This is a genomic window from Demequina mangrovi (assembly GCF_000759715.1).
In the GTDB taxonomy this organism is placed as follows: Bacteria; Actinomycetota; Actinomycetes; order Actinomycetales; family Demequinaceae; genus Demequina; species Demequina mangrovi.
This window is the reverse complement of record NZ_BBLU01000016.1, coordinates 53,730-73,444: the sequence shown is the minus strand read 5'-3', so window position 1 is coordinate 73,444 and position 19,715 is coordinate 53,730. Positions and strand designations below refer to the sequence as shown.

General features: G+C 71.9%; 18 protein-coding genes. 16 read left to right on the top strand and 2 right to left on the bottom strand.

Annotation, left to right across the window (positions count from 1 at the left end):
• Positions 1-3: 3 nt before the first annotated feature.
• The 6 genes from TR42_RS14445 (at position 4) to TR42_RS12240 (ending at position 7,192) form a co-directional block, all read left to right on the top strand.
• Positions 4-1,359 (top strand): sensor histidine kinase, encoded by a 1,356-nt coding sequence (locus TR42_RS14445; RefSeq protein ID WP_052406070.1) that lies wholly within the window; start codon positions 4-6, stop codon positions 1,357-1,359.
• A complete protein-coding gene (locus TR42_RS12260) occupies positions 1,356-2,003 on the top strand; it encodes a response regulator transcription factor (RefSeq protein ID WP_042216288.1) in 648 nt (215 codons plus the stop codon). Before TR42_RS14445 ends, TR42_RS12260 begins: the two co-directional genes overlap by 4 nt.
• Positions 2,004-2,094: 91 nt before the next feature.
• The gene (locus TR42_RS12255; protein ID WP_042216286.1) at positions 2,095-3,174 is read left to right on the top strand and encodes an acyltransferase family protein; all 1,080 of its coding nucleotides are present in this window, start codon (positions 2,095-2,097) and stop codon (positions 3,172-3,174) included.
• Positions 3,175-3,759: 585 nt separating this feature from the next.
• Positions 3,760-4,929, top strand: coding sequence for an ADP-forming succinate--CoA ligase subunit beta (gene sucC, locus TR42_RS12250; RefSeq protein WP_042216284.1), 1,170 nt, complete (start codon positions 3,760-3,762; stop codon positions 4,927-4,929).
• An 11-nt stretch (positions 4,930-4,940) separates the two neighbouring features.
• The gene (gene sucD, locus TR42_RS12245) at positions 4,941-5,825 is read left to right on the top strand and encodes a succinate--CoA ligase subunit alpha (protein WP_042216283.1); all 885 of its coding nucleotides are present in this window, start codon (positions 4,941-4,943) and stop codon (positions 5,823-5,825) included.
• Between the two features lie 128 nt (positions 5,826-5,953).
• Positions 5,954-7,192 carry a cell division protein PerM gene (locus tag TR42_RS12240; RefSeq protein WP_042216280.1) on the top strand — a complete coding sequence of 413 codons (1,239 nt, stop codon included), beginning with the start codon at positions 5,954-5,956 and terminating at the stop codon, positions 7,190-7,192.
• Here the strand turns inward: TR42_RS12240 and TR42_RS12235 are convergent.
• Complete coding sequence (locus TR42_RS12235; protein ID WP_042216278.1) at positions 7,170-7,589, bottom strand: hypothetical protein; 420 nt, start codon at positions 7,587-7,589, stop codon at positions 7,170-7,172. The two genes, TR42_RS12240 and TR42_RS12235, sit on opposite strands and share 23 nt — an antisense overlap.
• 50 nt (positions 7,590-7,639) lie before the next feature.
• Here TR42_RS12235 and purN point away from each other — a divergent pair, with 50 nt between their 5' ends.
• The 3 genes from purN to TR42_RS12220 are packed head-to-tail and all read left to right on the top strand — an operon-like array spanning position 7,640 to position 10,110.
• On the top strand, positions 7,640-8,278 hold the full coding sequence (purN, locus tag TR42_RS12230) for a phosphoribosylglycinamide formyltransferase (protein WP_042216276.1): 639 nt from the start codon (positions 7,640-7,642) through the stop codon (positions 8,276-8,278).
• A 9-nt stretch (positions 8,279-8,287) separates the two neighbouring features.
• A complete protein-coding gene (purH, locus tag TR42_RS12225) occupies positions 8,288-9,838 on the top strand; it encodes a bifunctional phosphoribosylaminoimidazolecarboxamide formyltransferase/IMP cyclohydrolase (RefSeq protein WP_042216275.1) in 1,551 nt (516 codons plus the stop codon).
• A gap of 8 nt (positions 9,839-9,846) precedes the next feature.
• Positions 9,847-10,110: a hypothetical protein gene (locus TR42_RS12220; RefSeq protein WP_042216273.1), complete on the top strand. Its 264-nt coding sequence runs from the start codon at positions 9,847-9,849 to the stop codon at positions 10,108-10,110.
• 133 nt (positions 10,111-10,243) lie between these two features.
• Here TR42_RS12220 and TR42_RS12215 read toward each other — a convergent pair whose 3' ends face one another.
• Positions 10,244-11,122: an aquaporin gene (locus TR42_RS12215; protein WP_201770804.1), complete on the bottom strand. Its 879-nt coding sequence runs from the start codon at positions 11,120-11,122 to the stop codon at positions 10,244-10,246.
• 156 nt (positions 11,123-11,278) lie between these two features.
• On the opposite strand from TR42_RS12215, the gene TR42_RS12210 reads away from it, so the two are divergent.
• From TR42_RS12210 to TR42_RS12180, 7 genes are all read left to right on the top strand, one after another.
• Positions 11,279-12,496 (top strand): NADP-dependent isocitrate dehydrogenase, encoded by a 1,218-nt coding sequence (locus TR42_RS12210; protein WP_042216271.1) that lies wholly within the window; start codon positions 11,279-11,281, stop codon positions 12,494-12,496.
• Between the two features lie 91 nt (positions 12,497-12,587).
• The gene (locus TR42_RS12205) at positions 12,588-13,577 is read left to right on the top strand and encodes a malate dehydrogenase (RefSeq protein ID WP_042216269.1); all 990 of its coding nucleotides are present in this window, start codon (positions 12,588-12,590) and stop codon (positions 13,575-13,577) included.
• Positions 13,578-13,801: 224 nt separating this feature from the next.
• Complete coding sequence (locus tag TR42_RS12200) at positions 13,802-14,992, top strand: ROK family transcriptional regulator (RefSeq protein ID WP_081953377.1); 1,191 nt, start codon at positions 13,802-13,804, stop codon at positions 14,990-14,992.
• 64 nt (positions 14,993-15,056) lie between these two features.
• The gene (locus TR42_RS12195) at positions 15,057-16,385 is read left to right on the top strand and encodes an extracellular solute-binding protein (protein WP_042216267.1); all 1,329 of its coding nucleotides are present in this window, start codon (positions 15,057-15,059) and stop codon (positions 16,383-16,385) included.
• A 108-nt stretch (positions 16,386-16,493) separates the two neighbouring features.
• Positions 16,494-17,450, top strand: coding sequence for a carbohydrate ABC transporter permease (locus tag TR42_RS12190; RefSeq protein WP_042216265.1), 957 nt, complete (start codon positions 16,494-16,496; stop codon positions 17,448-17,450).
• The gene (locus TR42_RS12185) at positions 17,447-18,283 is read left to right on the top strand and encodes a carbohydrate ABC transporter permease (RefSeq protein ID WP_042216262.1); all 837 of its coding nucleotides are present in this window, start codon (positions 17,447-17,449) and stop codon (positions 18,281-18,283) included. The genes TR42_RS12190 and TR42_RS12185 overlap by 4 nt, the downstream gene beginning before the upstream one ends.
• Positions 18,280-19,713 (top strand): glycoside hydrolase family 3 protein, encoded by a 1,434-nt coding sequence (locus TR42_RS12180; protein ID WP_042216260.1) that lies wholly within the window; start codon positions 18,280-18,282, stop codon positions 19,711-19,713. Before TR42_RS12185 ends, TR42_RS12180 begins: the two co-directional genes overlap by 4 nt.
• The last annotated feature ends 2 nt before the right edge of the window (positions 19,714-19,715 follow it).

The following is a 19,715-nucleotide window of genomic DNA, read 5'->3' as shown; positions in this document are numbered from 1 at the left end:
GGCATGAGAACGCTGCTGGGGTACTTCGAGGTCGCATGGCGGGCGCGCACGTGGGGCGCGATCGTCTACCTCCTGCTGGGGCTGCCGATCTCGATCCTGCTGTTCACCTACGCGGTGACCGCGTACGCGGTCGGGGTGAGCCTCGTGATCATCTGGGTCGGGATCCCGCTCCTGCTCGCGCTCCAGGCCTCGCTCCGCCCGATCGGCACCGCCGAGCGCGCGCTGGTCAACGCGCTGCTCGGCGCGCGCATCCCGCCGCCGCCGCCCGTCACCCGTCCCATGGACGTGCCGTGGCTGCACCGCGTGTTCGCGGTCTTCCGGGACGGGCCCTCGTGGCGCGTGCTCGGGTGGATCATGCTGCGGATCCTGCTGGGGCCGCTGGGCTTCGTGCTCGCGATCGTCGCACTGGTGGTGCCCGTGTCGCTGATCGGAGCGGTCGGGCTCGCCTTCGGCCAGGTGGTCGGCGTGTGGGAGGCCTTCGACCTCCTCATCGGCGACCCGGGGAGCATCGCGACCGTCGACGAGGTCTCGTGGTGGGTCGTCGCGGGCAGCCCGGTGCTGCTCCTGCTGGTGCCCGCGCCGTTCTGGGCCGTCGAGGGGGCCGCGGAGCTGCACCGCCGGCTCGGCTCGTGGGGGCTGGGCTCGTGCGACCGCGAGCGGGCCGAGGCCGCGGTCGCGCGCGCCCGGCTCGCCGAGGAGCAGGTGCGCATCGACCAGGAGCTGCACGACAGCATCGGCCACATGATCACCATGAACATCGTGCAGGCGGGTGCCGGCGCGCACGTGTTCGACTCGGATCCCGAGTTCGCGCGCCAGGCGCTGCGCAACATCGAGGAGCGCGGGCGCGCCGCGATGGGCGAGCTCGACCGGATCATCGCGACCATCCGCGGCGACGATGCCGGCGAGCGGGTGCCGCTCCCGGGCATCGCGGACATCCCCGGGCTGGTCGACGCGTCGCGCGACGCCGGCATCGTGGTCGACGCCGAGCTCGACGTCGCGCCCGTGCCGCCCGCGATCGGGCGGGCCGCCTTCGGCATCGTCCGCGAGTCCCTCACCAACGCGGCGCGGCACGCGCCGGGCGCGGCGGTCACCGTGCGGGTGGTGCGCGAGGACGATGCGCTCGCGATCGACGTCGCGAACGGCCCCGGCGGCGCTCCGTCCCCCGCGGCGGCGGGCCGCGCGCACCACGGCGTGGCCGGGATGCGCGACCGCGTCACGCTCCTCGGCGGGCGCACCGCGATCGGGCCCGAGCCCGACGGCGGCTACCGCGTGCGCGCGCTCCTCCCGCTCGAATCGTCGATCGGCCCCGCGCGCGCGGGCTCGGCATGGGACGATCTGCGCGAGGAGGTGCGCGCATGAAGGTGGCGATCGTCGACGACGACCCTCTGGTGCGCATGGGGCTGCGCGCCATCGTCGGCTCCGAGGACGGCTGGGACGTCGTGGGCGAGGCCGGCGACGGCGTCGACGCGGTCGCGCTCGCGGAGCGGGAGCAGCCCGACATCATGCTCATGGACGTCCGCATGCCCGGGATGGACGGGCTCACCGCGACGCGCGAGATCATCGCGCGCGGGCTCGGGACGCGGGTGCTGGTGCTCACCACCTTCGAGGTCGACGAGTACGTGTTCGACGCGATGCGCTCGGGAGCGTCCGGCTTCGTGCTCAAGCGGATCCCGCCGGCGGACCTCATCGAGTCGATCCGCGTCGTGGCGCTCGGCGAGTCGCTGCTGTTCCCCTCGTCGACGCGTGCCGTGATCGAGCGCTTCGCCTCGCGCGGCCTGCACAGGCTGCCCGAGCTCACCGAGCGCGAGGAGGACGTGCTGCGCGCGCTCGCGCGGGGCCGCTCGAACGGCGAGATCGCGGCGGACCTGTTCGTGTCGGTCGAGACGGTGAAGTCCCACGTCGCGTCGATCCTCATGAAGCTCGGGGTGCGCGACCGCACGCAGGCCGTGATCGCGGCCTACGAGAGCGGGTTCGTGGCGCCGGGGGAGGACGCGGAGGCCTGAGAAGCAGATATGCGGCGTCGCGGGAGCGTGCCATCAGGAGTTCACCCCGCCGACATCGCCGAGAAACGCGACAAGCGTAACGTTCTGGACCATGGGGCGGCTGGATGGGCTGACGGGTCTGCGCTGGTACGCGGCGCTTGCTGTCTTCCTTTTCCATGTCTCGGGATGGTTCGCCGGTGTGGCGGGCCTCGCGCTCGTGCGCAACGCGTTCGACGGGCTGGGTGCTCTTGGCGTGTCGTTCTTCTTCGTGCTCAGCGGGTTCGTTCTCACCTGGGCGCATAGGGACACCGCGCCCATCGGTGCATTCTTCACTCGTCGCATCGCGCGCATCGTGCCGCTCAGCTGGCTCACCGCGATCCTTGCGTATCTCACGCTCGTCGTGCTCTACCCCGCGGGCGCGGCGGCGCTCCTTCCTGGCACGCTCGGCAGTCTTACGTTGATGCAGGCATGGATCCCCCTGCCGGAGTACTTCTACGGCGGCAACGGCGTGGAGTGGAGCATCTCTGTCGAGGTGTTCTTCTACCTGCTGTTCCCGTTCCTGATCCGAGCGCTCGTGCGCTGTTCGCGACGACGCCTGTGGTGGGTCGCCGGCGGCGCGTACGCGGCGTCGATCGCGTGGAGCGTGGTGCTCCAACTCAGCGCCCTCGGCCAGCCCACGCTCGGGTGGGCGACCTACAACCTCCCGCTCGCGCGCTTGCCCGAGTTTGCCATCGGGATCTGCGCGGCGCTGCTGTTGCGCGAGGGACTGCCTCGGGTGTCCCTCGGCGTCGCAGGCGTCGTGCTACTCGCCGCCTATGCGCTGGCGCACGTGCTGCCGTCGACGGTTCATCTCGAATCGTCGCGCATATGGGTGGCTCCCATGGCACTGCTGATCGTCGCGACAGCGCAGACGGACATCGCGGGCCGTCGAAGTCCGTTTCGCAATGCCGCGGTGGTGGCGCTCGGAGAGTGGTCGTTTGCGTTCTACCTGGTGCACTACAGCGTCTTGCGCGTCGTCGAGGTGGGCATCCTCGATAATGCGGGCGCGACGTTGGGCGCCGTGCTCGTGTGCGTCGTCTTGGCGCTCGCCGTCAGCCTGCTCGCCGCGTGGGTGCTGTTCACCTATGTCGAGTCCCCTGCCGAGAGGGCCATCAGGGGTGGCGCGCTGGTGCCCGCCCGCCGTGCCACATGACGGGCGGTGCCCTTGGGAAGAGGGTCGTCGGATCGGTTGCGATCGTGGGGCGCGCGACCGGCTAGGTCGGGCTGGCGTAAGATCGCTGATGCCAGAGGGGCGCTCGGCTACGACCTGTGCGCGGCGTCGTGCTGTCGCGTGTACGTCGACACGGCCATCACGCCAGCGCTGATCGCGGCACTCATGGCCACCGCGACAGGCGGACGCGCGGCAAGCGCAGCGCCGACCGCCGCTCACGGCGCGAGAAGGAGTCGTCCTTGTGGCAGGGCCAGCGGCACCGCGGTCGAGGGTCGAACTGGTGGCAGGCGCTCGTGCCGGCCACCGAGGAGGCGACGCCGCGCACCCGCCGTGTACCGGTTCGCCGGGCAGGGCCGAGGTGTCCGGAGGGGCTGCGGAGGCCTGGAGGCCTGACGGGCCGTGGGCCGGGCGGCTCGGATTGTCGGCGCGGCGCGCCAAGATTGGCGACAATCATGGCGACTTTCGTAGGGACCATGGTCCCGCATGCGGCGCAGACGTGGGTAGGCTGACCCTGCACCAACGGACAAGCGCGCCGACGAGGGCGCGCCCTTCGCGTGAGGACAGTGCATGGACCTGTACGAGTACCAGGCGCGCGACATGTTCGAGAAGCACGGGGTCCCCGTGCTGCCGGGCATCGTCGCCGAGACCCCCGCCGAGGCGCGAGCCGCGGCCGAGCAGCTGGGCGGCGTGGTCGTCGTCAAGGCGCAGGTGAAGGTGGGCGGACGAGGAAAGGCCGGCGGCGTCAAGGTCGCCAAGACGCCCGACGAGGCCGAGGCGTACGCCGAGGCGATCCTCGGCATGGACATCAAGGGGCACACCGTGCACCGCGTGATGATCGCCGCGGGAGCCGCGATCGCCGAGGAGTTCTACTTCAGCGTGCTGCTGGACCGCGCCGAGCGCCGCTACCTGGCGATGTGCTCCGTCGAGGGCGGCATGGAGATCGAGCAGCTCGCGGTCGAGCGCCCCGACGCGCTCGCGAAGGTCGCCGTCGACCCGCTGGTGGGGATCGACCGGGCCAAGGCCGAGGAGATCGTCGACACCGCCGGCTTCCCCGCGGAGCTGCGCGAGGCCGTGATCGACACGATCGAGAAGCTGTGGCTCGTCTACAAGAACGAGGACGCGACGCTGGTCGAGGTCAACCCGCTCGTGCGCACCGAGGACGGCTCGATCATCGCGCTCGACGGCAAGGTCACCATCGACGAGAACGCCCTGTTCCGCCACGCGGACCACGCTGCGCTCGAGGACAAGGCCGCGGCGGACCCGCTCGAGGCCAAGGCCAAGCACATGAACCTCAACTACGTGAAGCTCGACGGCTCCGTCGGCATCATCGGCAACGGCGCGGGGCTCGTGATGTCCACGCTCGACGTCGTCGCGTACGCCGGTCGCGAGTTCGGCGGGCAGAAGCCCGCCAACTTCCTCGACATCGGCGGCGGCGCCTCGGCCGAGGTCATGGCCAACGGCCTCGACGTGATCCTTCACGACCCGCAGGTCAAGAGCGTGTTCGTCAACGTGTTCGGCGGGATCACCTCCTGCGTCGCGGTGGCGGACGGCATCGTCGGCGCGCTCGAGGCGCTGGGAGACAAGGCGACCAAGCCGCTCGTGGTGCGACTCGACGGCAACGCCGTCGAGGACGGCCGCGCGATCCTGGCGCACGCCGACCACCCGCTCGTGACCATCGTCGAGACCATGGACGGCGCCGCGGCCAAGGCCGCCGAGCTCGCCGCCGCGGCAGCGTAAGGAGACCTGACATGGCAATCTTCCTCACCCAGGACTCCAAGGTCATCGTCCAGGGCATGACCGGCTCCGAGGGCATGAAGCACACGCAGCGCATGCTCGCCTCGGGCACGAACGTCGTCGGCGGCGTCAACCCGCGCAAGGCGGGCGCCGAGGTCGAGTTCCCCGGCGACGTGCTGGTGCCGGTCTACGGCACCGTCGCCGAGGCGATGGAGGCGACCGGCGCGGACGTGTCGGTGCTCTTCGTCCCGCCGCCCTTCACCAAGTCCGCGGTCATGGAGGCCGTCGACGCGGGCATGCCGCTCGTGGTGATCATCACCGAGGGCGTCCCGGTCGCCGACACGGCCGAGTTCTTCGCGTACGCGCAGTCGAAGGGCACGCGCCTCATCGGCCCCAACTGCCCGGGCCTCATCACGCCGGGCGAGTCCAACGTGGGCATCACGCCGGCGAACATCACCGGCCCCGGCAAGATCGGGCTCGTGTCGAAGTCGGGCACGCTGACCTACCAGATGATGTTCGAGCTCCGTGATCTCGGCTTCTCGACGTGCGTGGGCATCGGCGGCGACCCGATCGTCGGCACCACGCACATCGACTGCCTCGAGGCCTTCGAGAACGACCCGGACACCGCGGCGATCGTGATGATCGGCGAGATCGGCGGCGACGCCGAGGAGCGCGCCGCGGCGTACATCAAGGAGCACGTGACCAAGCCCGTGGTGGGCTACGTCGCTGGCTTCGAGGCGCCCGAGGGCAAGACGATGGGCCACGCCGGCGCGATCGTGTCCGGCTCGGTGGGCACCGCCGCCGCCAAGAAGGAGGCGCTCGAGGCCGCCGGCGTCAAGGTCGGCACCACGCCGTCCGAGACCGCGACCCTGATGCGGGAGATCCTCACCGGATCCTGATCCGTGCGCGAAGGGCCTCGACCTGCGGGTCGGGGCCCTTCCGCATGTCCGGCCGGCCCCAGCGCGCCGGCAAGAGGGCGGCGCGGCGGTCCGCCGGTTCCGGTCGACCGCGAGCGACCATGGATGCCATGCCTGAGGACCGCACCGCACCCGCGAGCCCGCTGTTCGCGCGCATCCAGGCGGCGCTGCCCGGCTGGGCCGGCGGACTGCTCGCGGGCGTCCAGGGCATCGTGCTCTCCTACCTCGTGGTGCTCGCCCCCGCGCTCGCGGCGGTCGCGGGCGCGCCCAGCCTCGACGGCTCCGCCGCCGTCGACTGGTCGGGGGCCGCGACCATCGCGACCGACCTGTGGCTGCTCGGCCACGGCGTGCCGCTCGTGACGGATGCAGGGGTCATCAGCCTCATCCCGCTCGGCCTGCCGCTCGTGAGCGGCGCGATCCTCGTCGCCGTGTCGCGACGCTTCGCGGTCAAGAGCTGGACCAGCTGGGCGCTCGGCGTCGCGGCCTTCGCCGCGGGCGCCGCGCTCATCGGCTGGCTGGGCGCCCCCGACGAGCTGCGCCCCGCGTCGGCGACCCGCGCCGCGCTCGCGGGAATCCTCATCGCGGCGCCCGCGGTCGCGGCCGGCATCTGGCGCGCGTACGGCGCGCGGCTGCGCGTGCTCGACCGCGTCCCCGACTTCATCCGCGCGGGCCTGCGCCTGGGGCTCGGCACGCTCGCGCTCATCGTCGCGGCGGCCGCCGCGGTCGGCGGCACGTGGGCGGTGCTCGCCATGGACCGCGTCGCGGTCCTGTCCTCGGGGCTCGGCATGGACCCGCTCGGCGCCGGCGCGCTCGCGCTCGGCGAGACGCTCTACGTCCCGACGATGGTGTGCTGGATGGTCGCGTGGCTCATCGGCCCGGGCTTCGTGGTGGGGACCGGCTCGCTCTACGCGCCCGACACGCTCACCGAGGACGCGCTCCCCAGCCTGCCGCTGCTCGGCACGCTTCCGGCCGGCTCGGGCGGCTGGTGGGTCTGGTCGCCGTTCGTGGTGATGGCACTCGCGGCGCTCGCCCGCGCGCTCCTCGCCCGCCGCATCGGCCTCGATTGGGAGTCCGCGAAGGCGGGCGGCGTGGCCGTCGGCTCCGTGGCGCTGGGCCTGGTCGCCCTCACCGGTCTCTCGCGCGGCAGCGCGGGACCCGGGCGGCTCCAGGACGTCGGCGCGGAGATCATCCCGGTGACGCTCATCGGCACCGCGCTGGTGGTCGCGGGCTACGGCCTGGTGTGGGGCGTCCTCGCCGGCTGGCGGTGGGTGCGCGCACGCGGCCGCGTGGACGATGCCGGGGAGGTCCGGCAGGAGCGCGAGCCCGTCAGGGCTGGCTCGGCACGCTGACGCCCCAGTCCTCGAGCAGGTCGAGGTACGCCTGCTCGTAGTCGAGGAGGCACTGCTCGCGCGCGGTGTTGGTGATCGCACGGTCCTGGCACTCCTCGAGCGCGGTCACCTGGTCGTGGAGGATCACGAGGCCCAGCCCGTAGAACAGCGCGAGCACCGCGACCCCGAGGCCGATCCACAGCATCAGCTTGAGCGCCTTGAGGGGCGCCCCGCGCAGCTTCACGAGCGCGACGATCATCGCGGTCGCGGCGGCCGGGGCGAGCACGAGCGCGCTCAGGCCCCACGAGGGCCCGAGCATCGGCACCAGCAGGAGCGCCGCGAGAAGCAGCAGGCTCCACTGGACCGCACGGCGTGCGCCGGCCCCCGCCTCGGGCACGTCGGCGGGCATGGGCGGCATGCGGCTCCCTCGGTCGGTGTGACCCCCAGCATGCCGATAGGCTCGGCGCTGTGACAAACGCACCCCGGTCCCGGCGTGTCGTCGTGCTCGCCTCCGGGGCAGGGTCGACCATGCGCGCCGTGATCGAGGCGGCGCGGGACGAGGCGTACGGCGCCCGGGTGGTCGGCGTCATCACCGACAAGGACGATGCCGGCGCGCTCGACATCGCGCGCGAGGCCGGGATCCCGACGGCCGTGGTCCGCCTCGAGGACTTCGAGAGCCGCGCGCTCTGGGACGAGGCGCTCGCCCGCACCCTCGCCACGTTCGACCCCGAGCTCGTGCTGCTCGCGGGCTTCATGCGGCTGCTCGGCGAGCCCTCGCTCGCACGCTTCGGCGGCCGCATCCTCAACACGCACCCCGCCCTCCTGCCCGCCTATCCGGGCGCGCACGGGGTGAGGGACGCCCTCGCCGGCGGCGCGAAGGTGACGGGCTGCACCGTCATCCTGGTCGACGCCGGCGTGGACACGGGACCGATCGTCGCGCAGGCGGCGGTCGAGGTCCTCGACGACGACACCGAGTCCACCCTCCACGAGCGCATCAAGGAGGTCGAGCGGGGGCTGGTGTCCCGCACGCTCGGCCGCATGGCGCGCGAGGGGTGGACCGTCTCCGGCCGCTCCGTCCGCCTCGGGGCGCCGATCCGAACCCCCTGAGGAGGAACCATGACCGAGCGTCAGGCCGTGCGCCGCGCCCTCATCTCCGTGTACGACAAGACCGGCATCGAGGAGCTCGCCACCGCGCTCACCCATGAGGGCGTGCAGATCGTGTCGACCGGCTCGACCGCGCAGCGCATCGCGTCCGCGGGCGTGCCCGTCACGCCCGTCGAGGAGCTCACCGGCTTCCCCGAGTGCCTCGACGGCCGCGTGAAGACGCTCCACCCGCGCGTGCACGCCGGCATCCTCGCGGACCGCCGCCTCGACGACCACGTGCGTCAGCTCGAGGAGCTCGGCATCGAGGCCTTCGACCTCGTGGTGGTCAACCTCTACCCGTTCGCGGCTACGGTCGCCTCGGGCGCCTCCGACGACGAGATCGTCGAGCAGATCGACATCGGCGGGCCGTCGATGGTGCGCGCCGCCGCGAAGAACCACGCGTCGGTCGCCGTGGTGGTGGACCCCGCCGACTACGAGAGCGTCGCGAACGCTGTCGGCCACGGCGGCTTCACGCTCGCCGAGCGCACCGGCCTGTCGGCGAAGGCCTTCCGTCACACCGCGGAGTACGACGTCGCGGTCGCCACCTGGATGTCCGCGCACGCGACCGGCGAGCCGGCCGCGCTCGCGCCGTGGATGGGCGCATCGTTCACGCGCGAGGCGATCCTGCGCTACGGCGAGAACCCGCACCAGAGCGCCGCGCTGTACACGGATGGCTCGGGCACCGGCATCGCCGGCGCGCGCCAGCTCCACGGCAAGGAGATGTCCTTCAACAACTACGTCGACGCGGACGCCGCCGTGCGCGCCGCGTACGACCACGAGGGCCCCGCGGTCGCCGTGATCAAGCACGCCAACCCGTGCGGCATCGCGGTCGCGGGCTCGATCGCCGAGGCGCACGCCAAGGCGCACGCGACGGATCCCGTGAGCGCGTTCGGCGGCGTCATCGCCGCCAACGGCGTGGTGACGGCCGATGCGGCCCGCCAGATCGCGGAGATCTTCACCGAGGTCGTGGTGGCCCCCGGCTACGAGGACGAGGCCATCGCCATCCTCAACGCGAAGAAGAACCTGCGCATCCTCGAGATCGACCCCGCGCCGCTCACCACCGAGTGGCGCCGCATCACCGGCGGCCTGCTGGTCCAGGACCTCGACGCGATCGACGCTCCCGGCGACAGCACCGACGGCTGGCAGCACGTCGCAGGACCCGCGCCGGACGAGGCGCTCCTCGCGGACCTCGCGTTCGCCTGGCGCGCCTGCCGCGCGGTGAAGTCCAACGCGATCCTGCTCGCGAAGGACGGCGCGGCCGTCGGCATCGGCATGGGCCAGGTCAACCGCGTCGACTCGTGCCGCCTCGCGGTGAGCCGTGCGGGCACGGAGCGGGCGGCGGGCTCGGTCGCGGCGTCCGACGCGTTCTTCCCGTTCGCGGACGGGCTCGAGGTGCTGATCGAGGGCGGCGTGAAGGCCGTGGTCTCGCCCGGCGGCTCGGTGCGCGACGCCGAGGTGATCGCGGCGGCGGAGTCCGCGGGGATCACCCTGGTCCACACCGGCACGCGTCACTTCTTCCACTGAGGCGCGCGGTGTCCGAGAGCTCGCTCACGCCCCGCAGGCTCGCCTGGGCGGTGACGGTCGCGGTGATCGCGATCGCGCTGTCCGGGCTGGTCATCGGCGTCGACCGCGCGGTGCTGCTGCTCGCGGTCTTCGCCGCGGCCGGGGCCGTCGCCCGCATCGTCACCCCGGTCGAGCGCGCCTTCGCGGTGCGCCGCCGGGCGATCGACGTCGGCGTGCTGCTGGTCCTCGCGGCGGCGCTCGCGTACCTCGGGCTCACGACGCCGCTCAGCTGAGCGGGCGCGTCGATTCCCAATGACGCATGTGAAGCAACCATCCCTGCGTGAACGATGGTGCTGTCTCACCGGGTGACAAGCGTCACCTGAGTCACACGCGTCATTGGGAATCGACGGGTGGTCGGGTCGGGGCTCAGTCCTCGATGCTCTCGAGCACCTCGACCGTCTCCAGGTCCTCCTCCGGCCCGAAGGCGCGGAACATCAGGCCCGCGACTGCGGCTCCGAGCATCGGCGCCAGCCAGAACAGCCACACCTGCTGCAGGGCCCACGTGTCGGAGAACAGCGCGATGCCGGTCGAGCGCGCCGGGTTGAGCGCGCCGTTGGTGAACGGGATCGCGACCAGCACGAGGAAGCCGACCGTGAGGCCGATCGCGAACGGGGCGACCGCGGGGTTCGCGCGCACGGACGTGGCCGAGAGCACCACGGACACGAGCAGCGCCGCGATCACGATCTCGATGACGAGGCCGGACACCAGCCCGAAGCCTGCGGGGGAGTGGTCGCCGTAGCCGTTCGCGCCTGTGGCGACGAACTCGCGACCGCTCTCGATGCTCGGGTGCCCGGAGGAGACCCCGAACAGCAGCGCGCCGGCGAACGAGGCGCCCACGAGCTGCGCGAGCACGTACGGCGCGACGTCGCGGCCGGGGAAGCGGCCCGACAGCCACACGCCCACGGTCACCGCGGGGTTGAGGTGCGCGCCCGAGACGCCGCCGAAGATGGTCGCCGCGATGATGACGCCGAGCGCGAAGCCGAAGGCCGCGGTGAGGGTGCCGTTGTTGCCGACGCTGAGGAACAGCGCGGTGCCGACGCCCATGAACACGAGGATGAACGTGCCGCCGACCTCGGCGGCCATGCGCGACAGCAGGCTGGGCCCCGAGGTGTCCTCGACCCAGACGTCGTCGGCGACGTCCTCCGGCATGTCGTCGACCTCCTCCACGACGACCACCTCCTCGACCATCGCCTCGTCGCCGGGCTGCTCGGGCGTGGACTCCTTGTCGAAACCTGGCTGGCTCATCGTTCCTCCTGGTCCGGCGCCGCGCGATCGGGCGCTCTGTCGCATCGTTCCACGCGCGCGGGCGCCGCGCGAGAGGGCGCGCAGAACCGATGACGTGGGCTGCGGGGCCGTGGACTAGCCTGGTGCCACCATCCCCGAAGGTGTGAGGACTAGCGCATGGCGAAGATCAAGGTCGAAGGCAAGGTCGTCGAGCTCGACGGCGACGAGATGACGAGGATCATCTGGCAGTTCATCAAGGACCGCCTGATCCACCCGTACCTCGACGTGGACCTCGAGTACTACGACCTCGGGATCGAGTCGCGCGACGCGACCGACGACCAGATCACCATCGACGCGGCCGAGGCGATCAAGAAGCACGGCGTGGGCGTCAAGTGCGCCACCATCACGCCCGACGAGGCGCGCGTCGAGGAGTTCGGCCTCAAGCGCATGTACGTGAGCCCCAACGGCACGATCCGCAACATCCTCGGCGGCGTGGTGTTCCGCGAGCCGATCATCATCTCGAACATCCCGCGCCTGGTGCCGGGCTGGACCAAGCCGATCATCATCGGCCGTCACGCCCACGGCGACCAGTACAAGGCGACCAACTTCAAGGTCCCCGGCGCCGGCAAGCTGACCGTCACGTTCACGCCCGAGGACGGCTCGGAGCCGATCGAGCACGTCGTCGCGAACTACGGCCCCGACGGCGGTGTCGCGATGGGCATGTACAACTTCAACAAGTCCATCGAGGACTTCGCGCGCGCGTCCTTCTCCTACGGTCTGCAGCGCAACTACCCGGTCTACATGTCGACCAAGAACACGATCCTCAAGGCCTACGACGGCGCCTTCAAGGACATCTTCGCGGACGTCTTCGAGAAGGAGTTCAAGGCCGACTTCGAGGCCGCGGGCCTCTCCTACGAGCACCGCCTCATCGACGACATGGTCGCGGCGGCCATGAAGTGGGAGGGCGGCTACGTCTGGGCCTGCAAGAACTACGACGGCGACGTCCAGTCGGACACGGTGGCGCAGGGCTTCGGCTCGCTGGGCCTCATGACCTCGGTGCTCATGACCCCGGACGGCAAGACCGTCGAGGCGGAGGCCGCGCACGGCACCGTCACCCGCCACTTCCGCCAGCACCAGGCCGGCAAGCCCACGTCGACCAACCCCATTGCGTCGATCTTCGCGTGGACCGGCGGCCTCAAGCACCGCGGCAAGCTCGACGGCACGCCCGAGGTCACCGGCTTCGCGGAGACCCTCGAGGACGTCATCATCAAGTCCGTCGAGTCGGGCGCGATGACCAAGGACCTCGCGCTGCTGGTCGGTCCGGACCAGGAGTGGCAGACCACCGAGGAGTTCCTCGCGACCCTCGACGCCAACCTCTCGGCGCGCCTGGCCTAGGACGGCGGACGATGCGCCCGCGCGGGCGCATCGTCCCCGCCCGGGCGGCGCATCGTCCCCACCCATCCCCATCACGAGGAGTCACGAAGAAGTGAGCACCACCCCTGTCACCGTCACCGTCACGGGCGCGGCCGGCCAGATCGGCTACGCCCTGCTGTTCCGCATCGCCTCCGGGCAGCTGCTGGGACCGGACACGCCGGTCAAGCTGCGCCTGCTGGAGATCCCGCAGGCGGTCAAGGCCGCCGAGGGCACCGCGATGGAGCTCGACGACTGCGCCTTCCCGCTGCTCGCCGGCGTCGACATCTTCGACGACGCGACCGCGGCCTTCGACGGGGTCAACGTGGGCCTCCTCGTGGGCGCGCGTCCGCGCGGCGCGGGCATGGAGCGCGGCGACCTGCTCGCGGCCAACGGCGGCATCTTCGGTCCGCAGGGCGCCGCGATCAACGCCGGCGCGGCCGACGACGTGCGCGTCCTGGTGGTGGGCAACCCCGCCAACACCAACGCCCTCATCGCCTCGAAGCACGCTCCCGACGTCCCAGCCGAGCGCTTCACCGCGATGATGCGCCTCGACCACAACCGCGCGCTCGCGCAGCTCGCGGCGAAGTCGGGCGTGGGCGTGGGCGACGTCAAGAACGTCACCATCTGGGGCAACCACTCCGCGAAGCAGTACCCGGACATCGCGCACGCGACCATCGGCGGGCGTCCCGCGCCTTCCGTGATCGCGGACGACGCCTGGGTGACCGACACCTTCATCCCGACGGTCGCGAAGCGCGGCGCGGCGATCATCGACGCGCGCGGCGCATCCTCGGCGGCCTCGGCGGCCAACGCGGCCGTCGACCACGTGCGCGACTGGGTGCTCGGCACGCCCGAGGGGGAGTGGACCTCGGTGGGTCTCGTGTCCGACGGCTCGTACGGCGTGCCCGAGGGCGTCATCTCCGGCTTCCCGTGCGTGTCCAAGGACGGCGCGTGGGAGATCGTCCAGGGTCTCGAGATGTCCGAGGCCGCGCAGGCGGGCCTCGCGGTCTCGGTGGCCGAGCTGGTCGAGGAGCGCGACGCCGTCGCCGAGCTGTCGCTCATCTGATCTCCGCTCGCGAGGGCCCCGATCCGCATCCGCGGGCCGGGGCCCTCGCGGCGTCTCCGCCGCTGCTCGCATCAACTGGGCGGTTGAGCTGCGTGATCAGGCCGGATTCCACGGCTCAAGCGCCCACGTGGCGTCATGGGGTACCGGCGTTCACATCACGGAACGGTAACGAAAGCCCCGCCACCCCTTGCGCGTTTAATTGTTAGTAACCTTTACTAACGAACATGACCCAGCAGGGCACCCGCCAGGGACCAGGACTCGCATCGCAGCGAACCGCGCCGCCGACCAGGCGCTTCGCGTCCGTGGTGCGCGCCGGCTCGCGCGTCACCCCGGAGCGCGCCCGCAGCCACAACCGCGCGCTGGTCCTCCAGGAGCTCTACCGCTCCGAGGGCCTGTCCCGCGCGGACCTCGCCCGCGCCGTGGGCCTCACCCGCGTGACCATCTCGGACCTCGTCGCGGACCTCATCGCCGACGGCCTGGTGATCGAGCTCGGCCTGCGCTCCGACGTGCGCCCCGGCAAGCCCGCGACCCTGCTCGACATCAACCGCACCGGCTTCGCGGTGGTCGCCCTCGACCTCTCCTACGACAACCTCTTCCGCGGCGTGGTGACCGACCTCGACGGCACGGTCCAGCACCGCGACCAGACGGACGTCACCGGCGTGACGGGGGACGATGCGGTCGCCGCCGTCGCGGCCCTCCTCGACCGCCTCGTCGCCCGCGCCGCGGCCCCGGTGCTCGGCGTCGGCGTCGGCAGCCCCGGCATCGTCGACGACGCCGGCACCGTGCTCTCGGCGCCCAACCTCGGCTGGGCGGACGTGCCCCTTCAGGCGCTCCTCGCCGAGCGCACGGACCTCCCGGTGGTCGTCGCGAACGATGCCAACGCGGCCGCCCTCGCCGAGCGCACGTTCGGCGGCGGTCAGGAGGACGCGGTGCTCATCCGCGTGGGCCGCGGCGTCGGCTCCGGCCTCGTGATCGGCGGCCTGCTGGTCCGCGGCGCGCACTCCGCGGCGGGCGAGCTGGGCCACGTGGTGGTCGGCACGGACGGCGGCGACGTGTGCGCGTGCGGCAAGTCCGGCTGCCTCGAGACCTGGCTCGCGATCCCCCGCCTCCAGGCGCGGCTCGAGGCCGCGCCCGACGCCGAGGCCCGCCGCGCGGCGCTCGCCGCCGCGGGAGAGCGCCTCGGCATCTCCCTCGCGCCCGTCGTGGGCGCCCTGAACCTCGGGGAGGTCGTCCTCAGCGGCCCCCTCGATCTGCTCGACGGCTCTCTCCTGGAGTCCGCCGCCGAGACGATCCGCTCCCGCACGATGGCCGACGCGTTCGGCGGTCCTGCGGTGCGGATGACCACGCTCGGTCGCGACATCGTCGTGCTCGGGGCCGCGGTCATGGTCCTCACCGGCCAGCTGGGGGTCTTCTGACCCTCGTCCCCATTCCCGCGACCCCCTCGGGCCGCGGGACAACCCACAAGGAACTGGAACTGGAATGAAGAAGACGATGCTGGGGGTGACCGCGTTCGCGGCCGCCGGCGCCATCGCCCTGGCCGGTTGCTCGTCGACCGGCGAGGGCTCGACCGACACCTCTCCGACCGCGGAGGGCACGGAGTCCGCTGCCGCCATGGCGGCGGAGGACATCACGCTGTGGCTGGCGGGCACCGACACGCCTGACACGCTCATCGACTACCTCAAGGCCGAGTACGCCGAGGTCAACGGCGGTGCGCTCACCGTCGAGCAGATCGGCTGGGGCGACCTCATCTCGTCGCTCACCACCGCGCTGCCCGACTCCGAGAACACCCCCGACGTGGTCGAGGTGGGCAACACCCAGGCCGCGACGTTCACCACGGTGGGCGCGTTCATGGACATCACGGAGCACTACGAGGAGCTCGGCGGCGAGTCGCTGCTCCAGGGCTTCGTCGAGGCCGGCTCGATCGGCGACTCGGTCTACGCGCTGCCCTACTACTTCGGCTCGCGTGCGGTGTTCTACCGCCAGGACATCTACGAGGCCGCCGGCGTCGAGGTGCCCACCACGCTCGCCGAGTACACGGCTGCCAACAAGACGATGCTCGACGAGGGCGTCGGCGGTGCCTACCTCGCGGGTCGCGACTGGCGCTCCGGCATCTCGTGGATCTTCGCCAACGGCGGCGACATCGCCGAGTACGACGGCTCCGCGTGGCACGCCACGCTCGACTCCGCCGAGGCGGTCGCGGGCATGGAGCAGTGGCAGGAGCTCTTCACCACGGCGAACGTCGCGAAGGCGACCGACGACGACACGACCACGTACTCCGCGATCAACGACGAGTTCCTCCCGGGCACCCCGGCCTCGTCGACGATGGCGCCGTCGTGGGCCACCTGGACGCTCGGCGACTTCGACGAGGAGTCCGAGTCGTACGTCTGGAACTCGGAGACCTTCGGCGTCTACGCCCTCCCCGGCGTCGACGGCGGCGTGGCCCCCGTGTTCGCGGGCGGCTCGAACATCGGCATCTCGGCCGCGACGCAGCACCCCGAGGGCTCGCTCGCGCTCATGGAGATCATCTTCTCCGACGAGTACCAGCAGATGCTGGCCGAGAACGGCATGGGCCCGGCGAACCTCGACTTCGCCGACGCCTACGTCGACGCCGGCTCGTTCGAGGGCGTCAACGCGATCGCCTACGAGGCCGCCGCGAACGCGAAGCTCACCCCGGCCGCGGCCGGCTGGGCCAGCATCGAGGAGGCCGGGATCATGGAGGACTACTTCCAGGCCGTCGCCGAGGGCGGTGACGTCGCGACGCTCGCCGTCGAGGCCAACGCCAAGATCGACGAGCTCATCAACGGCTGATAGCCACCTCCGAGCGGCCTCGCCGCTCCCGCATGGGCCCGGGTGCGCACCCGCACCCGGGCCCATGCCATGGCTGGACCCCATCTCAGCACCATCGAGAGGCACCTCATGACCACCACGATGACGGCGCCGGCGAGCAGCCCGGCCCGCGTCGAGCAGCCCCCGCGGCGACGGCGCCGCCGGACGCGGCTGCCGCACCTCCTGCTGATCCCCGCGGTCGGCACCCTCCTCATCGGCCTCGGCTACCCGGTGACGTGGCAGATCCTCAACTCCTTCAAGGAGTACGGCCTCGCGCAGCAGTTCGGACAGCCCGCCGAGTACGTCGGCTTCGCCAACTACATCGCGCTGTTCACCGACGGCATGTTCTGGACCATCGCGCTGCGCTCGGTGGCCTTCATGGCCGCGACCGCGGCCGTCACCATGGTGATCGGCATCGCGTTCGCGCTGCTGATGAAGGTGATCCCGACGTGGTCGCGCATCGTGCTCCAGGTGGCGATGCTGCTGGCCTGGGCGATGCCCATCGTCGCGCAGATGACCGTCGCCAACTGGCTCATCGACGACCGCAACGGCGTGCTCAACCACGTGCTCTCGCTCATCCCGGGCGTCGACCTCATCGGCCACGACTGGCTGATCGACCCCCTCAGCTTCTTCGGCGTCGCGCTGGTCATCATCACGTGGGCGTCGGTGCCCTTCGTCGCCTTCTCGGTGTACGCCGGCCTCACGCAGGTCTCGGAGGAGGTCCTCGAGGCCGGTCAGCTCGACGGCGCGAGCGCGTTCCAGATGCTGCGCCTCATCATCATGCCGATCATCCGTCCGGTGCTCGTCATCCTCATCCTGCTCCAGCTCATCTGGGACCTGCGCGTCTTCGCGCAGATCCAGCTGCTGCAGGACTTCGGGGCGGCGGGCGAGCGGTACGACCTGCTCGGCACGTACATCTACGGCCTCGGCATCGGCCAGGGCCAGTTCGGGGCGGCCGCGGCCGCCGCCATGGTGGTGATGATCCTCACGCTCGCGGTGAGCTGGGGCTACGTGCGCCGCCTGCTGAAGGAGGATGAGGAGTCGTGAAGCGCACGTTCCTTCGCAGCGCCGGAGCGGCGCTGGCCCTGGTGCTCGCCGCCGTCTGGGCGTTCCCCGTCTACTGGATGGTCAACTCGTCCTTCCTCACGCCCGCGACCATCTCGAAGCTCGAGCCGACGTGGGTGCCGTTCGGCGGCACGCTGTCGAACTACCGCGCGGTCCTGGCGGACAACGCCTTCACATCGGCGCTCGGGATGTCGCTCGTCGTCACCGCGATCTGCCTGGTGCTGTGCCTCGTCTACGCGCTGCTGGCCTCGTTCGCGATCGGACGCTTCCGCTTCCGTGGCCGCAAGACCTTCGTGCTCGCGATCATCGTGGTGCAGATGCTCCCCGCCGAGGCGATGTTCATCGCGCAGTACAAGATGCTCGCCGGCGCGAACCTGCTCAACTCGGTCATCGGCGTCTCGGTCATCTACCTCGCGATGGTGGTGCCCTTCACCACCTGGATGCTCCGCGGCTTCGTCGCCGGCATCCCCGTGGACCTCGAGGAGGCCGCGATGATCGACGGCTGCACCCGCATGGGCGCCTTCCGCCGGGTGACGTTCCCGCTCCTCGCGCCGGGGCTCGTCGCCTCGGGCGTGTTCGCCTTCCTCCAGGTGTGGAACGAGTTCGCGCTCGCGTCGATCATCCTCACCGAGAGCCAGAAGGCCACGCTGCCGCTGTGGCTGCGCGACTTCGCGCAGTCCTCCAACCTCGGCGTCACCGAGTGGGGCGAGGTCATGGCCGGCTCGGTGCTGGTCGCGATCCCCGTCATCGTCTTCTTCATGATCGTCCAGGGCCGCATGGCGCAGGGCCTCGTGGGCGGCGCGGTCAAGGGATGAGCAGCGTGATCAACCCGCTCGCGGTGCTCATGCCCGGCTTCGTCGGGCACACCCTGCCGGACTGGCTCGAGCGGCGCCTCAAGGACGGCCTCGGCGGCGTGTGCCTCTTCGGCGCCAACGTCGAGTCGCCCGCGCAGCTGCGTGCCCTCACCGACGCGATCCACGCGGCCAACCCCCGCGCGATCGTCGCGATCGACGAGGAGGGCGGCGACGTCTCCCGCCTCTACCAGGCCGTGGGCTCGCCGTTCCCCGGCAACGCGGTGCTGGGACGGCTGGACGATGCGGCGGTCACCGAGGCCGTCGCGGCCCGGGTGGGCGCCGAGCTCGCGGCGGTGGGCGTGGACCTCACGCTCGCCCCCGACGTCGACGTCAACGCGGATCCCCGCAACCCGGTCATCGGTGTCCGCAGCTTCGGCGCGGACCCGGCGCTGGTGGCGCGCCACACGGCCGCCTGGGTCGCCGGGGTCCAGCGCAAGGGGGTCTCGGCGTGCGCCAAGCACTTCCCGGGCCACGGTGACACGGCGCAGGACTCGCATCACGCGCTGCCGGTGGTGGACGCCGACAGCGAGACGCTCCACGCCCGGGACCTGCCGCCGTTCGTCGCGGCCATCGAGGCCGGCACCGCGACCGTGATGACGTCGCACCTCATGGTGCCCGCGCTCGACGCGGAGCTGCCCGCGACGTTCTCCCGGCCCATCCTCCAGGGCCTGCTCCGTGCGGGCCTCGGCTTCGACGGGGTCGTGGTCACCGATGCGCTCGACATGGCGGGTGCCTCGGCCGGCAGGGGAATCCCCGCCGCCGCGGTGCTCGCGCTCGCGGGCGGCTCGGACCTCCTGTGCCTCGGATCGGTCAACCCCGACGAGGAGATCGGCGAGATCACCGCAGCGATCGCGGCGGCCGTCGAGGACGGTGCGCTCGACGCGGACCGGCTCACCGACGCGGCGGCACGATGCGCCCGGCTGGGCGACGCGCACGCCTCGCGTCGGGCGGCGGCGGCTCGCGTCGACGCCCCGGGCATCGTCGGCGCCGGCGCCGTGCGCGCGACCTTCGACGTGTCGCGCGAGGCCCGTGCGGCGCTCGCCGAGGACCGCCCGCGCGCCTGGCTGCGGCTCGACCCGGCCGCGAACATGGCCGTCGGCAACTCGCCGTGGGGCCCCTTCGCCGCGGGCGTCGCGCCCGCCGCGTCGCTGGGTCCCGACGGCGACCCCGCCGCGTTCGCCGCCGCCGTCCCCGACGGCGCGCTCGCGATCGTGGTGGGCAAGGACAATCATCGCCACCCGTGGGCGCTGGCCGCGATCGACGCGGTCCGCGAGCGGGGGGCCACGGTGGTGGTGGACATGGGCTGGCCGGGCGACCGCGCCGCCGACGTCGCCACCTACGGAGCGTCGCGCCTCGTCGGCGACGCGCTCCTCGAGCTGATCGGACGCTGAGC